19 protein-coding genes are annotated in these 18,496 nt (G+C 74.9%); 11 read left to right on the forward strand and 8 right to left on the reverse strand.

Annotated features, from left to right (window positions below):
• Positions 1-11 precede the first annotated feature (11 nt).
• Positions 12-905: an alpha/beta fold hydrolase gene (locus BUE37_RS17885; protein WP_073421670.1), complete on the reverse strand. Its 894-nt coding sequence runs from the start codon at positions 903-905 to the stop codon at positions 12-14.
• Between the two features lie 149 nt (positions 906-1,054).
• On the opposite strand from BUE37_RS17885, the gene BUE37_RS17890 reads away from it, so the two are divergent.
• Positions 1,055-1,774: a YcnI family protein gene (locus BUE37_RS17890; RefSeq protein ID WP_073421671.1), complete on the forward strand. Its 720-nt coding sequence runs from the start codon at positions 1,055-1,057 to the stop codon at positions 1,772-1,774.
• A 37-nt stretch (positions 1,775-1,811) separates the two neighbouring features.
• Here BUE37_RS17890 and BUE37_RS17895 read toward each other — a convergent pair whose 3' ends face one another.
• Positions 1,812-2,687, reverse strand: a complete 876-nt coding sequence (locus BUE37_RS17895) for a cobalamin-binding protein (RefSeq protein WP_073421672.1) — start codon at positions 2,685-2,687, stop codon at positions 1,812-1,814.
• A 14-nt stretch (positions 2,688-2,701) separates the two neighbouring features.
• Positions 2,702-3,109 (reverse strand): hypothetical protein, encoded by a 408-nt coding sequence (locus BUE37_RS17900; RefSeq protein WP_073421673.1) that lies wholly within the window; start codon positions 3,107-3,109, stop codon positions 2,702-2,704.
• 139 nt (positions 3,110-3,248) lie between these two features.
• Here BUE37_RS17900 and BUE37_RS17905 point away from each other — a divergent pair, with 139 nt between their 5' ends.
• Entirely contained in the window at positions 3,249-5,228 is a 1,980-nt protein-coding gene (locus tag BUE37_RS17905) for a SpoIIE family protein phosphatase (protein ID WP_139253029.1), read from the forward strand.
• Positions 5,229-5,292: 64 nt separating this feature from the next.
• Positions 5,293-6,774, forward strand: a complete 1,482-nt coding sequence (locus tag BUE37_RS17910; RefSeq protein WP_073421674.1) for an AAA family ATPase — start codon at positions 5,293-5,295, stop codon at positions 6,772-6,774.
• Between the two features lie 15 nt (positions 6,775-6,789).
• On the opposite strand, the gene BUE37_RS17915 is transcribed toward BUE37_RS17910, so the two are convergent.
• Positions 6,790-7,704 (reverse strand): LysR family transcriptional regulator, encoded by a 915-nt coding sequence (locus BUE37_RS17915; RefSeq protein ID WP_073421675.1) that lies wholly within the window; start codon positions 7,702-7,704, stop codon positions 6,790-6,792.
• Between the two features lie 73 nt (positions 7,705-7,777).
• Between BUE37_RS17915 and BUE37_RS17920 the strand changes: the two genes are divergently transcribed.
• Entirely contained in the window at positions 7,778-8,701 is a 924-nt protein-coding gene (locus BUE37_RS17920) for an EamA family transporter (RefSeq protein ID WP_073421676.1), read from the forward strand.
• An 8-nt stretch (positions 8,702-8,709) separates the two neighbouring features.
• On the opposite strand, the gene BUE37_RS17925 is transcribed toward BUE37_RS17920, so the two are convergent.
• From BUE37_RS17925 to BUE37_RS17935, 3 genes are all read right to left on the reverse strand, one after another.
• Positions 8,710-8,910 carry a hypothetical protein gene (locus tag BUE37_RS17925; RefSeq protein WP_073421677.1) on the reverse strand — a complete coding sequence of 67 codons (201 nt, stop codon included), beginning with the start codon at positions 8,908-8,910 and terminating at the stop codon, positions 8,710-8,712.
• A 121-nt stretch (positions 8,911-9,031) separates the two neighbouring features.
• The gene (locus tag BUE37_RS17930; RefSeq protein ID WP_073421678.1) at positions 9,032-9,451 is read right to left on the reverse strand and encodes an ATP-binding protein; all 420 of its coding nucleotides are present in this window, start codon (positions 9,449-9,451) and stop codon (positions 9,032-9,034) included.
• Positions 9,452-9,537: 86 nt separating this feature from the next.
• Positions 9,538-10,584 carry an NAD(P)-dependent alcohol dehydrogenase gene (locus BUE37_RS17935; RefSeq protein ID WP_073421679.1) on the reverse strand — a complete coding sequence of 349 codons (1,047 nt, stop codon included), beginning with the start codon at positions 10,582-10,584 and terminating at the stop codon, positions 9,538-9,540.
• A 70-nt stretch (positions 10,585-10,654) separates the two neighbouring features.
• Here BUE37_RS17935 and BUE37_RS25010 point away from each other — a divergent pair, with 70 nt between their 5' ends.
• The 5 genes from BUE37_RS25010 (at position 10,655) to BUE37_RS17955 (ending at position 14,942) form a co-directional block, all read left to right on the forward strand.
• Positions 10,655-10,744: a putative leader peptide gene (locus BUE37_RS25010; RefSeq protein ID WP_425432424.1), complete on the forward strand. Its 90-nt coding sequence runs from the start codon at positions 10,655-10,657 to the stop codon at positions 10,742-10,744.
• A gap of 45 nt (positions 10,745-10,789) precedes the next feature.
• The gene (locus tag BUE37_RS17940) at positions 10,790-11,689 is read left to right on the forward strand and encodes a TauD/TfdA dioxygenase family protein (RefSeq protein ID WP_073421680.1); all 900 of its coding nucleotides are present in this window, start codon (positions 10,790-10,792) and stop codon (positions 11,687-11,689) included.
• Between the two features lie 133 nt (positions 11,690-11,822).
• Positions 11,823-12,785: a glycine betaine ABC transporter substrate-binding protein gene (locus BUE37_RS17945; protein WP_073421681.1), complete on the forward strand. Its 963-nt coding sequence runs from the start codon at positions 11,823-11,825 to the stop codon at positions 12,783-12,785.
• Between the two features lies 1 nt (position 12,786).
• Positions 12,787-13,995 (forward strand): quaternary amine ABC transporter ATP-binding protein, encoded by a 1,209-nt coding sequence (locus tag BUE37_RS17950; protein ID WP_083628831.1) that lies wholly within the window; start codon positions 12,787-12,789, stop codon positions 13,993-13,995.
• On the forward strand, positions 13,995-14,942 hold the full coding sequence (locus BUE37_RS17955) for an ABC transporter permease (protein ID WP_073421682.1): 948 nt from the start codon (positions 13,995-13,997) through the stop codon (positions 14,940-14,942). Before BUE37_RS17950 ends, BUE37_RS17955 begins: the two co-directional genes overlap by 1 nt.
• 1,553 nt (positions 14,943-16,495) lie before the next feature.
• Here BUE37_RS17955 and BUE37_RS17960 read toward each other — a convergent pair.
• Positions 16,496-16,918 (reverse strand): hypothetical protein, encoded by a 423-nt coding sequence (locus BUE37_RS17960; protein WP_073421683.1) that lies wholly within the window; start codon positions 16,916-16,918, stop codon positions 16,496-16,498.
• Between the two features lie 334 nt (positions 16,919-17,252).
• On the opposite strand from BUE37_RS17960, the gene BUE37_RS25015 reads away from it, so the two are divergent.
• Complete coding sequence (locus tag BUE37_RS25015; protein ID WP_073421684.1) at positions 17,253-17,507, forward strand: helix-turn-helix domain-containing protein; 255 nt, start codon at positions 17,253-17,255, stop codon at positions 17,505-17,507.
• Positions 17,508-17,603: 96 nt separating this feature from the next.
• Complete coding sequence (locus tag BUE37_RS17970; RefSeq protein ID WP_139253030.1) at positions 17,604-18,035, forward strand: hypothetical protein; 432 nt, start codon at positions 17,604-17,606, stop codon at positions 18,033-18,035.
• The last annotated feature ends 461 nt before the right edge of the window (positions 18,036-18,496 follow it).

Consider the following 18,496-nt stretch of genomic DNA (forward strand, 5'->3'; position numbering starts at 1 on the left):
GCCCCGGGAGGTCAGGCCCGCTCGACCCGGTCGACCAGCGCGGCGACCCGGTCGACGATCTGCGGCCACACCTCGCGCGGCAGGTCGTGGCCCATCCCGTCGACGACGAGCAGCTCGGCGCCGGGGATCGCCGCCGCCGTCGCGCGGCCGCCGGAGACGTCCACCAGCGCGTCCTGCTCGCCGTGCACGACCAGCGTGGGGACGGCGACCGACGCCAGGTCGGCGGTGCGGTCGGGGCTGGCGAGGATCGCGGCGAGCTGGCGGGCGACGCCGGCCGGGTCGTGGGCGCGGTCGAAGGACAGCCCGGCGCGCTCGCGCAGGCCGGCCTCGTCGAACTCGAAGCCCGGCGACCCGATGACGCGGTAGGTGTCGACGGCCCGCTGCAGCGCGGACTCCCGGTCGGTGGCCGGCGGGGCGAGCAAGACGCCCATGGCGGCCTCGGCAGGCGAGCCGACGGCGGGGTCGCCGGTCGTCGACATGATCGAGGTCAGGCTGCGCACCCGCTGCGGGTGCCGGATGGCCAGCGTCTGGGCGATCATCCCGCCCATCGAGCCGCCGACGACGTGCGCGCTGTCGAGGCCGAGCGCGTCGAGCAGGCCCGCGGTGTCGTCGGCCATGTCGGCCAGCCGGTAGGCGACGCGGCTGTGGTCGCCGCCCATGACGGCGAGCACGTCGGGCGCGCCGGCGTCGTGGAGGTGCGTGGACAGGCCGATGTCGCGGTTGTCGAACCGGACGACGTACAGGCCGCGGTCGGCGAGCATCCGGCAGAACCCGTCGGGCCAGCCGACCATCTGGGTGGCCAGGCCCATGACCAGCAGCAGCGGTGTGTCCTCGGGCGAGCCGAAGGTCTCGTAGGCGATCTCGACGTCGCCGGCGCGGGTGGTCTGCACCCCGGTGTGCTCCATGCGGCGACGCTAAACCGGCACCGCACAGGACCGTCGGGCGGCTCGGTGGCGGCCGTGACCGGGCACACGGGAACCGCGGCGGCGCGCGCGACGACCAGAGGGGGGAGAGGTGCGGCCCGCCGCACCCGACCACCGACCCGAGGAGAACCGTGTCCCGCACCATCCACCGGCTGGCCGTCGTCCTGGCGGCCGGCCTGGCCGCGCTCCTGGCGACCGCCGGGGTCGCCTCGGCGCACGTCACCGTCTCGTCGCAGGACGCGGCCGCCGGCGGCTACGGGAAGCTGACCTTCCGCGTGCCGAACGAGAGCGACACCGCCAGCACCGTGGCCGTCCGGATCTCCGTCCCGGAGGAGGCCGCGATGGCCTCGCTGCGGGCCATGCCGGTGCCCGGCTGGACGGTGTCGACCACCCGGGCGCAGCTGGCCGAGCCGCTGGAGTCCCACGGCCAGGAGATCACCGAGTACGTCTCCGTCGTGGAGTTCCGCGCCGAGGAGGGCCAGGGCATCGGCCCCGGCGAATTCCTGGAGTTCGCGTTGTCCGGCGGCCCGTTCCCGGACGCCGACGAGGTGAGCTACCCGGCCGTGCAGACCTACAGCGACGGCACGGAGGCCGCCTGGATCGAGCCCACGGTCGGCGGCGAGGAGCCCGAGTACCCGGCGCCGGTGCTGACGCTGGCCGGTGCCGCGGCCGCCGACGGCGACGGCGGCGGTGACGCCCCCACCACCGACGTCGCCGAGGCCTCCGCGAGCGGCGACGGCGGCTCCGGGACCGCCACGACCGCGCTGGTGCTCGGCGTCGTCGGCGCGGTCACCGGCATCGCCGGCCTGGCGCTGGCCTGGACCACGCGCCGGCGCACCCCCACCGCCTGAGCCGGCCGCGGCGGCTCAGGCGGTGGGGAGCCGCCGCTCAGGTGACCCGGACCGCCAGGGGCGGCGGCACCTCCCCGCCGTGCAGGAGCGCGGCGAGGACCTCCACGCCGTCGACCAGCCGGGGGCCGGGGCGGACGACCACCGCGTTGCCGTCGACCGCCCAGACCGGCACGCCGGGCAGCCGGCCCGCGACGTCGGCCGCCTGCCCGGCGGCCCCGTCCAGGCCGAAGCCGCAGGGCGCGACCACGACGACGTCGGGGCGGGCCGCGGTGAACTCGGCCCAGGGGACCGGCGCCGACCGCTGCCCGGGGCGGCACGCCACCGGCTGCCCGCCCGCGGCGGTGACCAGGTCGGGGACCCAGTGCCCGGCCGGGAACGGCGGGTCGACCCACTCGACGACGGCCACCCGCGGGCGGGGCCGCCCGGCCACCCGGCGCGCGACGGCGTCCAGCCGGGCGCGCAGCGACGCCACGAGCTCCGCGGCCCGCGGCGCGGTGCCGGTGCGCTCGCCGACGGTGGTGATCGTGGCCAGGACGTCCTCGAGGGTGTGCGGGTCGAGGGTCACCACGTCGGCGCGGCAGCCGAGGTGCGCCAGCGCGGCGTCGACGGAGCCCGCGGGCAGCGCGCAGACGCGGCAGAGGTCCTGGGTGAGGACGACGTCGGGGTCCAGCGCCGCGAGGGCGCCGGCGTCCAGCGTGTACAGGTCCTCCCCGGCGGCGACGCGGGCGCGGACGGCGGCGTCGACGTCCGCCGGCGTCATCCCCGCGGTGTCCAGCCCGCCGACGACGACGGTCTTCTCGGCGCGGGCCCGCGGCGGCTCGTCGCACTCGAACGTGACGCCGACGAGCTGCTCGCCGAGGCCCAGGGCGTAGACGATCTCGGTCGCCGACGGGAGCAGGGAGACGACCCGCACGGGCCGGCCCGGTGTCAGCGGGCCCGGGGGTCGGGCGCGAGGCGCTGCTGCACCCGGCGGGCCAGCGCGCGGGCCACCCGCAGCGCGGGCGGCTCGCTGCGGTACCGGCGGGCGGCGCCTGTCGGCCCCCCGACGGCGGACTCGACGGCGGCCAGGCGCGTCTCCAGGTCGAGCACCCGCGCGTCGACCGGGACCGGGCGGGCCGGCGCGGCGGCCAGCTGGGCGAGCCCCTCCGACAGGCCGGACACCAGGTCGGCGGCCTCGTCGGGCCGCAGCTTCACGGTGCCGACGCACACGTCGTCGCGCCAGATGCTCAGGTTGAGCAGCCCCTGGGCGGCGTGCGCCGAGACGCGGACCGCGCGGGTCCGGTCGCGCGCGTCCCAGACCCACCTCCCGCGCGAGGGCAGTGCGGTGACCGTCATCACCCGATCATCGACCACCGGGGGCCGCACGGCCAGGAGGACCGCCCGGCGGGGTGCCGCGCACCGGCACGGTGCATGGACCCGCAGGTCCGGGGGGTAGGGGGGCGCCGCGGCGCGCTCGCGCCGGAGGACCGCGGGGGTGGGTGGGCGAGTGGTGCAGCGCGGCGGAGCAGACGCCGACCGGCTGGTCGGCGACGCCTCCGCCGTCCGCGTCGCCTACGACCAGATGCCGCTGATCCTGTGCGTCTACGGCGGCCCGGAGCACGCCGTCGTCGCGGCGAACGGCGCGATGCGGGCGTTCTTCGGCCGCGACGACCTGGTCGGCCTGCCGATCCGCGACGCCCTGCCCGAGCTGGAGGGGCAGCACATCTTCGAGCTCCTCGACGAGGTGTTGGCGACCGGCCGCGACCGGGTGGCCCGGGAGTGGCGGCTGCAGGTGGACCCCGGCGGCACCGGGGAGCTGCAGGAGGTGTTCCTCGACTTCCACCTCGCGCCGACCCGCTCGGCCGACGGCGAGGTCGACGGCGTGGCCACCTTCGCCCACGACGTCACCGAGCAGGTGCTCGCCCGGCAGGCGGCGCAGGAGCAGGCCGCCGACGCCGAGCGGCGCTTCCGGGACGCGCGGGCCCTGGTCACGACGCTGCAGGAGGCACTGCTGCCGGCCACCCTGCCGGTGCTGCCCGGTGCCCGGATCTCCGCCCGGTACCTGGTGGCCGCGGGCGACCAGGTGGCCGGCGGCGACTGGTTCGACGCGATCCCGCTGCCCGCGGGGACCGTGGCGCTCGTCGTCGGCGACGTCGTCGGGCACGGGGTGGCGGCCTCGGCGGCCATGGGTCAGCTGCGCGCGGTCCTCGGCGACGCGCTGCTCGCCGGCCTCGGACCCGCCGAGGCGCTCGCCCGGGCCGACGCCTTCGCCGCGCGCAACCCGCGGCTGCACGCCGCGACCGTGGCGCTCGTCGTCCTGGACCCGGCGACCGGCGCCCTCCGCTACGCCTGCTGCGGCCAGCCGCCGCCCCTCGTGGTCGACGGGGAGGGGACGACCCGCTTCCTCGCCCCCGGGGCGGCGGGACCGCTGGGCACCGCCGCCCCGGGCTCCGTCCCCGAGATCACCGACGACGTCCTCGCCCCCGGCGAGACGGTGCTCCTGTACAGCGACGGGCTCATCGAGCGGCCGTTCCGCAGCATCGCCGACGGCATGGCCGAGCTCGCCGGCGTCGCCTCCGACGCGGCCGCCAACCGGGCCCTCCCGCTCGGCGCGCCGGGCGCCCCCGACGAGCGGCTGTGCCGGCTGACCGTCGAGCTGCTCACCCGCACCGGCTACGACGACGACGTCACCACGCTGGCCGCGCACCGCCTGGCGGTGCCCGTGCCGCCCCTGCACGCCGACTCCGGCACGGCCCGCGACGAGGTGCGGCGGCTGCGGCGGACCGTCGACGCGTGGCTCGACGAGCTCGACCCGGCCGCCGACGACCGGGGCGCGGTCGAGCTCGCCGTGTGGGAGGCGGTGGCCAACGCCGTCGACCACGCCTACCCGCGCGGCGAGACCGGCCCGGTCCGGCTCGACGCGGTGCTGCTGCCCGACGGGGTGCTCGAGTGCCGCGTCGCCGACGAGGGGCGGTGGCGCGACCCCGACCCGGGCGCCTCGCACCGCGGGCGCGGGTTGCTGCTCGCCCAGCAGCTCACCGACTCGCTGCACGTGCAGCGCTCCGACGGCGGCTCGGGGACCGTGGTCACGCTCCGGCACCGGCTCCACCGGCCGGCGATGCTCGGCGCCGACGCCGGCCCGGGCGCCGCCGCGCCGCCCCGCGAGCCCTTCGGCGTGGTGCCCGGGGAGCCCGACGGCACCCCCGGCGCGGTGCGGTTGCGGGTGAGCGGGCCGGTCGACGTCACCAGCGTCGACGAGCTCGACCGCACGGTGGCGGCCGCCACCCGCGGCGGCGTGCTGTCGCTGACCCTCGACCTGTCCGCGGTCACCCTGCTGGCCAGCGCGGGCGTGCAGGTCCTGCACCGGGTGCGCGACCAGCTCGCCGGGCACGGCCGCGAGCTCGTGCTGCTCGCGCCGCCGGGCAGCGCGGCCCGGGCGGTGCTCGACCTGGTGCGGCTGCCCGCCGCGGGCTGAGGCGCCACAGGCCGGTGATCGCTACGCTCCGCCGGCACGGCCGGGCCGACGGAGCGGGGGCAGCGTGGCGGGAGCGTCGGACGACGAGGCGAGGCGGTTCGCCGAGGGCCTGCAGTCGCTGCTGAACTGGCTGCACGCCCCGGCGCAGGGGGCCAACGAGGTCGTGGCCCTCGTGCGGGGGTCGCTCGGCGCGGCGGGGCTGGCGGAGTCCGTCGTCTCCCGGACGCTGTCGGGCTTCGAGCACGTCAACCTGCAGACGGCGCTGGACGCCTGGACGGCCGCCGAGGGGCGCACGGTCGAGGTGCACGGCGTCGTCCTCCCGCCGCACTACGGCGACATCTCGCTGCAGCAGCTGATGACCGGCGAGGCGCTGCCGCCGGTGCGGCTGTCCGCCCCGACGGTGGTCGACCTGCCCGACGGCCCCGGCTCGACGCTCGCGTGCCTGCGGCTGGCGCTGCTGCTGGTCACCGACGACACCGGGCGCTACGTGCTCCTCGTGCAGGGCCCCGGCGAGCACCGGCCCACCCTGTCGGTGGAGGTGGCGGGGCTGCCGGTCCGCGCGGCGCAGGAGGTGCTGGCCGAGCTCGACCGGCTGCGCCGCGAGCGCAACGTCTACCGCGGGCAGCTGGTCGAGGTGACGCCGACGCCGATGGGCGGCGTCGAGCTCACCTTCCTCGAGCCGCCGGGCCTGACCCGTGACGACGTCGTGCTGCCCGCCGTCGTCCTGGACCGGGTCGAGCGGCACGCCGTCGGGGTCGCCGAGCACCGCGCGGGCCTGCGCGCCGCCGGCCAGCACCTCAAGCGCGGCCTGCTGCTCTACGGCCCGCCCGGCACCGGCAAGACGCACACCGTGCGGTGGCTGCTCGGCCGGATGGACGACTACACCCGGCTACTGCTCACCGGCCGCTCCCTCGGGGCGATCGGGGCGGTCGCCGAGCTCGCCCGCGAGCTGCAGCCGGCCGTCGTCGTCCTGGAGGACGTCGACCTCGTGGCCGCCGAACGCTCGTTCGGCCCCGGCGGCAGCCCCGTGCTGTTCGACCTGCTCGACGCCATGGACGGCGCCGCCCCCGACGCCGACCTGCTGTTCGTGCTGACCACCAACCGGGCCGACCTGCTCGAGCCCGCCCTCGCCGCGCGGCCGGGGCGCATCGACGTCGCGGTCGAGGTCGGCCTGCCCGACGCCGCCGCCCGCCGCGACCTGCTGCGGCTCTACGGCCGGGCGGTGCCGCTGCGGCTCACCGGCGACGACGTCGAGCGGGCCGTCGAGCGCACCGACGGGGTGACGGCGTCGTTCCTCAAGGAGCTGCTGCGCCGCGCGGTGCTCGAGGCGCTGCACGAGCAGGACCCGGTCGAGGTGGTCACCGGGGCGCACGTCGACCGCGCCCTCGACGACCTGCTCGACTCCACCCAGCAGGTCACCCGGGTGCTGCTCGGCGTGGGCGCCGAGGAGGTCGTCGCGGCGGCCGACGACCTCGACGGCGGGCCGCGGCCCGGGCTCGCCCCGCCCGACGCCTTCCCGGGCGGCTGGGTCGCCTACCCGGGCTGACCGCCGTCGGCCCGCTCAGCCGAGCTGCTCCGCCCGGCCGCGCACCGCGGTGAGGAAGGCGGCCAGGGCCGGGGGAGCGGGCTGGTCGCGGGTGAGCAGCACGAGCCGGCGCCGGACGGCGGCCCCGGCGACGTCGCGCACGGCCAGCGCCGGGTCGCCCCCGGGCAGGGTGAGCGCGGGGAGCAGGGCAACGGCGCCGGTGCGGCGCACGAGCTCGAGCTGGACGTCGGCGTCGTCGGACCGGTGCCGCAGGTCCGGCTCGAACCCGCCCAGGGAGCGGCAGGCGCCGACGACCAGCGCCGTGTGCCCGGTCCCGGCGCCGGAGGCCGCCCAGGCGTCGTCGCGCAGGTGCGCCAGGGCGACCGGGCCTCCCGGGACGGCCGCGGGGTGGTCGGCGGGCAGGACGAGGTGCAGCGGCTCCTCGTGCAGCACGGCGAACCGCAGCCCCGCCGGCCGCGGGCGCGGGTGGCCGTCGTACTCGTCGCTGACGACGACGTCGAGGCTGCCCGACCGCAGCTCCGGCAGCGCCTGCTCGAGCTCCAGCTCCGACACCTCGACCCGCACCCGCGGGTGCTCGCCGCGCATGCCGGCCACCGCGGGGACGAGCAGGTGGCGGGTGGCCGACTGCAGGCCGCCCGCCCGGACCGTGCCGCGGACCTCGCCGCCGAACGCCGCGAGGTCCGCGCGCGCCGCCTCGGCCGCGGCGAGCAGGACCCCGGCGTGCCGGGCGAGGAGGCGCCCGGCGTCGGTGAGGCGCACGCCCCGGCCCGCCCTCTCCAGCAGCGGCGTGCCGGCCTCCCGCTCCAGGACCGCCAGCTGCTGCGAGATCGCCGACGGCGTGTAGCCCAGCGCGGCGGCCACGGCGCCGAGGGTGCCGCGCAGCTCCAGCTCCCGCAGCACGCGTAGCCGGCGGAGATCGAACTCGACCATGCAGGGACGCTAACCAGTGCGGTCCACGAACCGTCGCTGGAGCTGACGGGACGTGCGGGCGAGGCTGTCCGGCGTGGGTCTCGCACTGTGCCTGCTGTCGGCGGCCTGCTTCGGCGCGATGGGGGTGTTCGGCAAGCTCGCCTACGCCGCCGGGGTCGGGCCCGAGGCGCTCCTCGCGCTGCGGTTCCTCCTCGCCGCGCTGCTGCTGGCCGGCGTCCTCGCGCTGCGGCCCGGCCTGCGGTCAGGCGGCCCGGGGCCGCGGCGGCCGCTCGGCCGGCGGCTCCTGCTGACCGCCCTGGCGCTCGGCGCCGTCGGGTACGCCACCCAGGCCACCCTCTACTTCACCGCACTCGAGCGGATCGACGCCTCGCTGGTGGCGCTCGTGCTCTACACCTATCCGGCGCTCGTCACGCTGGCCGCGGTGCTGCTCGGCCGCGACCGGCTGACCCCGGCGCGCGCCGCGGCGCTGCTGGTCGCGTCCGGCGGGACGCTGCTGGTCCTGCTCGGCGCCGGCGGCGTGCGGTTCGACGGCACGGGCGTGGCCCTCGCCTTCGGCGCCGCCGTCACCTACACCTGCTACATCCTCGTGGCCGACACGGTGGTGCACCGGCTGGCGCCGGTGGTGCTGTCCGCGCTGGTGATGGCCGGCGCCGCCGTGGCGCTCACCGGCCGGGCGATCGCCGGCGGCGGGCTGGACCTCGGCTTCGGGCCGGCCGGGTGGCTGTGGGTCGGCTGCATCGCCGTCGTGTCGACCGTCGTCGCGATGCTGGCCTTCTTCGCCGGCCTGCGCCGCACCGGCCCGTCGACCGCGGCCATCCTGTCCACCGCCGAGCCCCTCGTCACCGCGGCGCTGGCCGCCGTGACGCTGGGGGAGTCCCTGACGCCGGTCCAGCTCGCCGGCGGCCTGCTGGTGCTGGCGTCCGTGGTGGTCGTGCAGCTGCGCCCGCGCCGCCGGACGGCCCTCCCGGCGGAGGCCCCGGCGGCCGCCGTGTCCTGACCGGTGGGTCAGCGTCCCTGTTGGCGCCGGGCGACGAGGACGAGCACGCCGAGCACCAGGGCCAGGGGCGCCCACGCCGGCAGCGCGAAACCGCCCAGCAGCAGCTGCGCGACGCCGAGGAGGAGCTGGAAGGCCAGCCAGAACCCGACCAGCAGGACGAGCCAGTAGAGCACCGGGCGCTCGGAGCGCAGGCGGTTGAGGTAGTCCATGTCCCCTCCTCGGGCGCGCGCCGGGGGCGGGCGCGTCGTCCGGAGAGCACAACGCCGGGCCGGGCGTCCCGCGTTCCTGGCCCGCCGGGGGTCCTCCTCCCGAGGGGTGCCGGCCCTCCGGTCAGCCCCGGGACAGGCAGGCCCAGACGTGCTTGCGGCCGTCGTGGACGTCCCAGCCGCACGCGACCGACAGGTCGGCCACCAGGTTGAGGCCCATCCCGCCCTGCGCGGGGTCCCGCCCCGTCGCCGGCTCCGGCGCGCACTCGGGCGCGGCGTCGCTGACGGCGAGCAGCAGGTCGTCCGCCGAGGACGCGACGCTCACGCGCACGGGCGGGAGCCCGTGCCGCAGGCCGTTCGACGCCAGCTCGTCGAGGGTCAGGAGCAGCTCGTCGAGCAGGTCGGGGTCACTCGTCACGGCGGGCAGCCAGTCCCGCAGCCCGGCGCGCATGGTGCGCAGCTGTGCCGCGGAGGCGAGTTCGTAGTCGTAGCGGGATCCCGTGGTCTCGGGGCAGGGCCGTCGCGGCCAGGTGCGTGCGGTCATCGGCTCGTTCCGGTCGGCGTCGTCCGATACCGCTGTTCCCCGTCCCGGAGATCGGCAACCCCCCGGTGCCGTCCGCTACCGGCGCGTCACGCCAGGGTGGCCGTGTCGATCACGAAGCGGTAGCGCACGTCGGAGGCCACCACCCGGTCGAAGGCCTCGTCCACGCGGTCCACGCCGATCGTCTCGACCTCCGCGGCGATGCCGTGCGCGGCGCAGAAGTCGAGCATCTCCTGGGTCTCGCGGATGCCGCCGATGTTGGACGCGGCGTAGGAGAGGCGACGCATGAGCAGCGAGGCGACGTCCAGCGACTGCGGGTGCTCGGGGATCCCGAGGTTGACCAGCGTGCCGTCCACGTCGAGCAGGGACAGGTACGCGTCGACGTCGACCGACGCGCTGACGGTGTTGAGGACGAGGTCGAACGAGCCCGCCAGGCGGGCGAAGGTGTCCGGGGCGCTCGTGGCGGCGTAGTGGCCCGCCCCCAGGCGCAGGCCGTCCTCCTGCTTCCGCAGGGACTGGGACAGCACCGTGACCTCGGCTCCGAGCGCGGCGGCGACCTGGACGGCCACGTGCCCCAGCCCACCCAGCCCGACGACGGCGACCCGGGTCCCCGGGCCCGCTCCCCAGTGGCGCAGCGGGGAGTAGACGGTGACGCCCGCGCACAGCAGCGGGGCGGCCACGTCGAGCGCCAGGCCGTCGGGGATGCGCAGGACGAAGTCCTCCGTGACGACGATGCCCTCGGCGTAGCCGCCCTGGGTGGGCCGCCCGTCCCGCCCGGTGCTCGAGTAGGTCTCGACGTAGCCCTCGGTGCAGAACTGCTCGTCCCCGCGCCGGCAGTAGCGGCACTCCCGGCAGGAGTCGACGAGACAGCCGACGCCGACGCGGTCGCCGACGCGGAACCGGCTCACCTCGGCGCCGACCTCGGCCACCACCCCGGCGATCTCGTGACCGAGGACGACGGGGTAGCGCGTGGCGCCCCACTCGCTGCGCGCGGTGTGGATGTCGGAGTGGCAGATGCCGACGTACCGGATGTCGATGCGCACGTCGCGGGGGCCGACGTCCCGCAGGTCGATCGTCGTCGGCGCCAGCGGATCGGTGGGCGACGTGGCGGCGTAGGCGCGGACGGTGGTGGGCACGGGTCCTCCAGGGGGCGGGACGAGGGCACCCGCGTGTCGCCGGACCCGATCGACCGCTACGGTAATCCCCATGCAGTCGGTCGGGATTGTGCGGTTGGCGCTCGTCGAGCGCCGGCACGTCGACCTGCTGCGGTGCGCGAGCGCGCTCTGTCGGGCCTGAGGACCGTCCCCCGTCCCGTCCAGCCGCATCCCCCGGAGTCCTCGCATGACCCTGCTCGCCGCAGCCCCGACCCAGCCCGCCGACGTCCACGCCGACGTCGCCGCCCTCGAGCTCGAGCGCCTCGAGCCCACCATCGGCGCCCGCGTCCACGGCCTCGACCTCGCCCGCGCCACCGACGAGCAGGTCCGGGCCGTCCGGGCCGCGCTCGCCGAGTACAAGGTGCTGTTCTTCGCCGGCCAGCACGACCTGCACCCCGACGGCCAGATCGCGCTGGGCCGCCGGCTCGGCGAGGTCACCGAGTCGCACCCCGTCGTCCCGGGCGTCGACCAGGAGCACCCCGAGATCTACGCGCTGGACAGCGCCACCGGCGGGTTCGCCGACATCTGGCACACCGACGTCACCTTCGTCCGCCGGCCCCCGCTCGGGTCGGTGCTGCGCGCCGTCGTCCTCCCGCCCACCGGTGGCGACACCCAGTGGGCCGACCTGGAGCTCGCCTACCGCTCCCTGTCCGAGCCGGTGCAGCGGCTGGCCGACCAGCTCGTCGCGGTGCACGACGGCACCCGCGAGTTCGGCTACTACATCGCCCAGCGCGAGGAGCGCACGAAGTGGGAGGGCGAGGAGTACCGCGCCCTCGTCCCGGTCGCCCACCCGGTCGTCCGCGTGCACCCCGAGACCGGCCGCAAGGGGCTGTTCGTCAACCCGGGCTTCGTGTCGCACATCGAGGGCGTGTCCGACGCCGAGAGCCGGTACCTCCTCGACCTCTTCTACGCGCACATCACCAAGCCGGAGCACGTCGTCCGGCACCGCTGGTCGGTCGGCGACGTCGTGATGTGGGACAACCGCTCGACGGTGCACTACGCCAACCGCGACTACGGCGACCAGCGCCGTGTCATGCACCGCATCACGCTGCGCGGCGACGCCCCGGTCGGTCCCTCCGCCGGGTGACGGCGGGGCACCTCCGCCCAGCACGACCGCCGCCTCAGGCGCAGGCTCTTCCCAGAGAGGGGCCTGCGCCTCGTCGCGCGCGCCTCCCTCCGCCGCGGCCTCCCGGGCCCGACGACCTCCAGGAAGAGACCCCATGCAGCGCACGACCCTCCGGCCCCGCGCCTCCGCGGTGGCCCTCACCGCCGTCCTGGCCGCCGCCGTCGCCGGCTGCACGAGCGAGCAGCCCGACTCGGGCGCCGGTTCCGGCAGCGGCGACGGGATCACCGTCCAGACCGCGCAGTTCAGCTGGACCGCGGCCGGCCTGACCACCGGCATCCTCGGTGAGATCGCCGCCGACAACCCCGACCTCGGGGTCGCCTCGCTCGCCACCACCCAGCTCGACCCGGCCGCCGCCTGGGCGGGCGCCCAGCGCGGTGACATCGACCTGCTCACCGAGGTCGCCCTGCCCAACCAGCAGGAGCTCGCCGACTCCGCCGCCGACCGCGTCGAGATCGTGTCGGAGACCTACGGGGACGCCTCGCAGGGCTGGTTCGTCCCCGCGTACGCGCTGGAGCCGGGCGGCCCGCTCGAGGGGCTGACCAGCGTCACGCAGCTCGACGAGTACGCCGACCAGCTCGGGAACAAGTTCTACGACGCCGACCCCGGCTACATCACCACCGAGCAGAACGCCAAGCGCCTCGAGGGCTACGGCATCGGGCTCGAGCACGTGGTGTCCAGCGAGGCCGCCGAGCTCGCGCAGCTGGCGAACAGCTACAGCCGCGAGGAGCCGATCGTGCTGTACCTGTACCACCCGCACGCGGTCTTCGCGCAGTACGACATGGTGCAGCTCGAGGAGCCCACGCCCTACAGCGACGGGTGCCTGACCACCGGCGACGGCGCCTGCGCGATGCCCTCCTACAGCGCCAACATCGCCGCCAGCGACGAGCTGCGCGAGCAGGCGCCGGCGTTCGTCGACCTGCTGACGGACTTCCGCATCTCCGTCGAGGAGATGGAGGAGATGCAGAAGCGGGTCGACGTCGACGGCGAGGACGTGGCCGCGGTGGCGCGCGACTGGGTGGACGCGAACGCCGACCAGATCGACGAGTGGATCGGCTGACGTGACGGCCCCGGTGCTGCGGGTCACGGGCCTGACGAAGGTCTTCGGCGCGCGGGAGCAGGAGGCGCTGCGGCTGGCCGGCGAGGGGCTCGGGCGCGACGAGATCCTGCGCCGGACCGGCGCGACGCTCGCCGTGCACGACGTCGGCTTCGCCGTCGAGCGCGGTGAGCTGTTCGTCGTGATGGGCCTGTCGGGCTCGGGCAAGTCGACGCTGGTGCGGCTGCTCAACCGGCTGATCGAGCCGAGCGCCGGCACCGTCGAGGTCGAGGGCCGCGACCTGCGCGCGCTCGACGACGCCGAGCTCCGGACGGTGCGCAACGAGAAGATCAGCATGGTCTTCCAGCACTTCGCGCTGCTGCCGCACCGGACGGTCCGGGAGAACGCCGCCTACGCGCTCAAGGTCCGCGGGGCGCCCGCGGCCGTGCAGCGCGAGCGCGCGGACTGGGCGCTGGAGACCGTCGGCCTCATCGACCGCGCCGGTGCCCGGCCCGAGGAGCTCTCCGGTGGCATGCGGCAGCGGGTCGGGCTGGCCCGGGCGCTGGCGGCCGACTCGGAGGTGCTGCTCATGGACGAGCCGTTCTCCGCCCTCGACCCGCTGATCCGCCGGGACATGCAGGACCTGCTCGAGCGGCTGCAGTCGGAGCTGGCCAAGACGATCGTGTTCATCACGCACGACCTCAACGAGGCCATGCGGCTCGGTGACCGGATCCTGATGCTCAAGGACGGCCGCACCGTCCAGCTGGGCACCGGTCCGGAGATCATCTCCGCGCCCGCGGACGACTACGTCGCCGACTTCACCTCCGACGTCGACCGGACCCGGGTGCTGACCGCCGGCGACCTGCTGCGCGAGCCACGGATGACCGCCCGGCTCGGCGACCCGCCGGGGGAGGTGCTGCGGCGGCTGGGCACCGCGGAGGCCAACGGCGTCTACGTCCTCGACGGCGACCGGCGGGTGGCCGGCGTCGCCCGGGACGACCTGCTGGCCCGCGCCGTGCAGGAGGGCCGCGACGCGCTCGGCCCCCGCGAGCTCGTCCCCGACTACGCGACGATCGGCGCCGACCGGCCCGTCGTGGACTTCGTGCACCTGGTCGGGCGGCACACGGTGCCCCTCGGCGTCCTCGACGACGACGGCCGGCTGCTCGGCGTCGTCCCGCGGGCCGCGGTGCTCGATGCCCTGTCGGCCGTCCCGGCCCGGGGGAGGCGGTCCTGATGCCGCACGTCCCGCTCGGCCGGTGGGTGTCGGACCTCATCGACTGGCTGCTGGCCACGGTGCCGTGGCTCTTCGACGCCGTCTCGGCGGTCATGTCGGCGCTCGTCGAGGGCCTGACCGACCTGCTGGTCACCCCGCCGCCGGTGGTCTGGATCGTCGTCTTCGCCGTCGTCGCGCTGCTCCTGCGCGGACCCTGGCTGGCGCTCTACACCGTGCTGGCGTTCCTCCTGGTGGTGTCGCTCGAGCTGTGGGCCGAGACGATGCAGACCCTGGCGCTGGTCCTCGTCGCGGCGGTCATCGCGGCGGCGATCGGGGTCCCGCTGGGCATCCTCGCGGCCCGCAACCGTGCGGTGAGCGTCGTCGTCCGGCCGGTCCTGGACTTCATGCAGACGACGCCGGTCTTCGTCTACCTGATCCCCGCCGTCTTCTTCTTCGGCGTCGGGGTGGTGCCGGGCGTGGTGGCCACGATCCTGTTCGCCATCCCACCCGGGGTCCGGCTGACCGAGCTCGGCATCCGGCAGGTCGACCGCGAGGTCGTCGAGGCCGCGCGGGCGTTCGGCGCCCGGCCGGGGCAGGTGCTGCGCGAGGTGCAGCTGCCGCTGGCCCTGCCGTCGATCATGGCGGGCGTCAACCAGGTGATCATGCTGGCGCTGTCGATGGTGGTCACCGCGGGCCTGCTCGGGGCCGCGGGGCTCGGCGCGGTGGTGGTGCGGGCGGTGACCCAGCTCGACGTCGCCGCCGGCTTCGAGGGCGGCCTCGCCGTCGTGCTGCTGGCGATCTTCCTCGACCGGCTGACCGGGGCGTTCGGGCAGCGGGCCGCGCTGTCGCGCTTCCGCGCGGCGCGGGCGCAGCGCAGCCTGCGCGACCGGGAGCCGGCGGCGCAGGCGCCCGTCACGGGGGCCGCTCCGGCGGCCTCCCCGGCGCTGGAGACGGCGCCGGACCGCTGACGCGGTCGCCGCGGAGACCCGGAACCGAGAACGGCCCGGACGGAGGACCGTCCGGGCCGTTCTCGCGTGGGTGCCCCCGGCAGGATTCGAACCTGCGCACCCGCCTCCGGAGGGCGTCCGGGGGGCCTTGTCTACCTCGCTAGGTACCGCGGATCTGGCTGCTGAGCAGCGCATATGCGGTTGGTCGTTACTGGTCGCAAGGGGCGGTTGCGGGCCGTTCTGCGGACTTCCTGCGGACTCCCTGCGGACCGTGAATCCTGGTGCTGGCGCCCGACAGTCGAGTGGTCCACGTCCAGCGGGCAGAGGCCTGCGGACTGGCGCGGACTAGCCGGGCTACCAGGGTGTCCTCGCACGGCGCTCGACCGCCTCCATGACGCCCCGGAGGACGGGAGCGAGCACGGCGAGGTCGCGGTCGTAGACGCGCCCGTCGTCGACCTGTGCAGCGAACTCGCTGAGCAGTCCCAGCCAATCTCGCCGCGTCGGGATGCAGGGCACACGGACCTCCACGCGGCGCTCGACGACCTCGATCGCTGATCGTCCGGATGCCGCCGCGCGGCCCTGCTCCCAGGCTCGGCGTCGGCACCCGACTGAGCACCACTTTGGTAAGGGACCCCGGCACCCCGGCGTGATGGCGGCGCCGCACCACGCGCAAGACACCGCGGCCGCACGTCGTGCGGGGCCCTGAGCGATAGCGCCGGCCGGTGTTGGTGGGCCGGCAACCTGCTCGCTGTCGTGTCTTCGGAGCGCCTGCGCTCGTCGCCGCTTCTCGGTCTGCAGCCGACGATTGCGGTCGCTGTCGCCCTTCTCACCCGCCATGCCTGCAGCGTCGGGGACGAACCTCCGGAAAGCCGTCCGACGCATTGGCAGCCGCCGAGTGCATGAGGTGTGTCGCCTCCGAGTCTCGGCTTCTCCAGCTCTTGAATACTGGCGTTGGCTCGGCGTGAAGGACGTGGCGTTGACCCTGCCGCGGCGTCCGCAGGCGGTCGTCGGGCCGGACGTAGACGACGTGCACGGAGCGCTGTCGCATCACCAGGTGGGACCGGCACCACGTCCGCCGGTGTCTGTCAGGGCGGCTTCGCGCTACACATGGCCACGGCAGCGCCCATTGTGCGGTCGGCCGGCGCTTTGACCAGCCGGCGACCGAGCCACTCGGACTGCCAACTGCGGTGTTTCCCGCCTGTGCCCGAGCACTGTCGGTGGTCTCCTTCATCCCCGCTCCCCCTCCAGCCGGAGAAGCCGAGGACATGGCTGATATCTGCCCCTTTCCGCAGAAGGAACGGCTGACCAAGCAGACGGCGCAGACGCGGGCGATGGTGCTCAACCGTCGCGCATACGACGGCCGGCAAGTACACGCCTACCGATGCCTCGCCGGCGGCCACCACCAAGTCGGACACCCACGGACGAGCCGTCGACGCAGGCGCTGGTAGCGACGCGTCCTCACCCTCAGGGCGGTAGTCACGCCGGCGGCCGTTCGCGCCACCGAGCGCTCGGTCGGACGGAGGCTGGCGACGGCGGAAACGCGCTCGGCCTTCGGCAGTGTGTGCGGGGCGTTGCTAGTGGCCGCTCCTTGACGACTGTCCCTGAAGGCGGCTTTCGACCAGCGCCTCGAAGGTTGCCTCCTCCAAGCGGATCAGGCGCACATGAACCGGCTCGAAGAGCTCCTCGAGCCGGTCGCGACGCGCTTGCTCGGACCCCGACGCATCGTTGTTGAGCCAGTAGCTGCGGAACGAGGTGAAGTCGCGGAACGGGACGGTGGACATGATGCCGAGACGTCGCAACACGGCACGCAGCGCAAGAAGCGCGGTCTTGATGTCATCGTCGTCGAGCTGCAGGTCGCCTCTTGTGCCGTGGGCCTCAAGATTCTTGTGCACAAGCCCAGCAAGCGCGATGGCCACGCTGAGGTCGTCTCGACCCTCGAGCTCTCCGCGGCGCAGCGCCTCGGCCAACTCGATGTCGAAGCGTGCAACGGCGTCCATGGATCAGCGCCAGGTGTTTCGACGCATTGGTTCCCAAAGGAGTCCCCGGCCTCATCGCAGTTGATCATGACAGCTGCCTTGATAGTGCCTCAGTCGTCATCGGCTTCAGTGATTACCAGCGGGACTGCGTTGTCGAGCAGCAACCTTCGCCGCCCGTCACCGCCGCGGTCGAGCTGCGCCCCTGCTTCCAGCTTTGCGGCCTGGTCTCCACGCCAGCACCGGAGAGTTGCGAATCGGTCCGTTACCTGGGTACGGGTGGACTATTGGACCGGGACCCACCCCTTCTGGGGGAGGGGCGCTCAGGACGCATGGCGCGAGAGACGACACATCTTTCATGCCATACCCGTCGCGTCCTCAGCTCACGGCACTGCCTGAGTTCGCCGGCACGGCGACCACGCGACCTGACCCGGACGTCCAGCGACGCGTCGAAGCTTTCATCGTCCAGCAGTACGCCGCTGGTCGATCCCTACGTGAGCTCGCGGAGCTGACTGATCGCTCGTTCTCAGCGGTGCGCAACATCCTCAGCAGACACGGAGTGCGCCGGCGCGAAGCTGGGGCGGAGCCCCTCCGGCGCACCAGCTCGCTCTAGCGCGAGGATCACCCGGCGGGGCAAGGTGCCACTGAAGGGTGAAGTCCACCTGATCGGGCAGTGCCACGGGCGAGCAAACCTGCTCTGCTCTTCACTGTGCACATCCTGGCAGTCGCCACCCCAAGTGCCGGGGACGCGATCGCTGAGGTCGTGGGCTCGACTGACGTCGGAGGAGTCGGCCTAGCCGCAGCGCTCCTTATGGCCGTCTACGCCGTCATCCGCGTCGCTCCCCAGCTCCTGCGGGAGTGGAGCCTGCTTCGGTCGCGACTCAGCCGCGACCGGATCGCGGAGGACAACGCCAGGACCGCACGAGACTTGGCCAAGATTGTGAACACGATGGCCAGGCAAGCGGACCGGCCCGTGAGCGTCCCTGAGATGACGAAGCTCGTCGAGACGCTCCTTGCAGGAGCCGGCCTTACTCAGCCCACGATGGAAGCCGCCGGTGATGACGAGCCGGAGCCAGGTCCACCCGAGGACGAGGCACCTTCTACGCCCAAGCTGAGATCCGTCCGCAACACTCGCGCTTGAGCCTGCCCAACGCCATCTGTACCTGCGCCATCGGAGACGTAGACGGAGGGCACTAAGACGACGACCTTTCCGGGCACCCCTCTGGCGTCAGCTCGGGAGTGAACGGCAGGTGGATCGGCCAGTGCGATCCGCTGGGCGACGTCGACGAGCAGATCGCCGGTGCTCATCTGCGTTGCATATCCACGCCAGCTCGGCGACCGCCTCGGATTTGACTGGTTGAGCGGGCGGTCACGTCGCCGATCGACGCGCCAGCCATCGCAACCCGACTGCGTACTGCGCTCCGACGCCGCCTACCCACAACACCGTCCCCAGGACGCGCGCGGCCGGGGCGTCCCGGGTGGTTAAAGCCACGACAGCGAGGGACCATGCCGGGGCCCACGTCAGGACCCGCGACGTCGTCCGACGGTCCCAGTCCGTCAGCATGACGACGCCGCCCCGGCTAGCCCCCCAGCCAGCCCCCC

This window comes from Geodermatophilus nigrescens (assembly GCF_900129495.1).
GTDB lineage: Bacteria > Actinomycetota > Actinomycetes > Mycobacteriales > Geodermatophilaceae > Geodermatophilus > Geodermatophilus nigrescens.

Coding starts and splice junctions, on each gene's coding strand:
- BUE37_RS17885 (WP_073421670.1), bottom strand. CDS start 905: ATGGAGCACACCGGGGTGCAGACCACCCGCGCCGGCGACGTCGAGATC.
- BUE37_RS17900 (WP_073421673.1), bottom strand. CDS start 3,109: ATGACGGTCACCGCACTGCCCTCGCGCGGGAGGTGGGTCTGGGACGCG.
- BUE37_RS17915 (WP_073421675.1), bottom strand. CDS start 7,704: ATGGTCGAGTTCGATCTCCGCCGGCTACGCGTGCTGCGGGAGCTGGAG.
- BUE37_RS17925 (WP_073421677.1), bottom strand. CDS start 8,910: ATGGACTACCTCAACCGCCTGCGCTCCGAGCGCCCGGTGCTCTACTGG.
- BUE37_RS17930 (WP_073421678.1), bottom strand. CDS start 9,451: ATGACCGCACGCACCTGGCCGCGACGGCCCTGCCCCGAGACCACGGGA.
- BUE37_RS25010 (WP_425432424.1), top strand. CDS start 10,655: ATGCAGTCGGTCGGGATTGTGCGGTTGGCGCTCGTCGAGCGCCGGCAC.
- BUE37_RS17940 (WP_073421680.1), top strand. CDS start 10,790: ATGACCCTGCTCGCCGCAGCCCCGACCCAGCCCGCCGACGTCCACGCC.
- BUE37_RS17945 (WP_073421681.1), top strand. CDS start 11,823: ATGCAGCGCACGACCCTCCGGCCCCGCGCCTCCGCGGTGGCCCTCACC.
- BUE37_RS17955 (WP_073421682.1), top strand. CDS start 13,995: ATGCCGCACGTCCCGCTCGGCCGGTGGGTGTCGGACCTCATCGACTGG.
- BUE37_RS17960 (WP_073421683.1), bottom strand. CDS start 16,918: ATGGACGCCGTTGCACGCTTCGACATCGAGTTGGCCGAGGCGCTGCGC.
- BUE37_RS25015 (WP_073421684.1), top strand. CDS start 17,253: ATGCCATACCCGTCGCGTCCTCAGCTCACGGCACTGCCTGAGTTCGCC.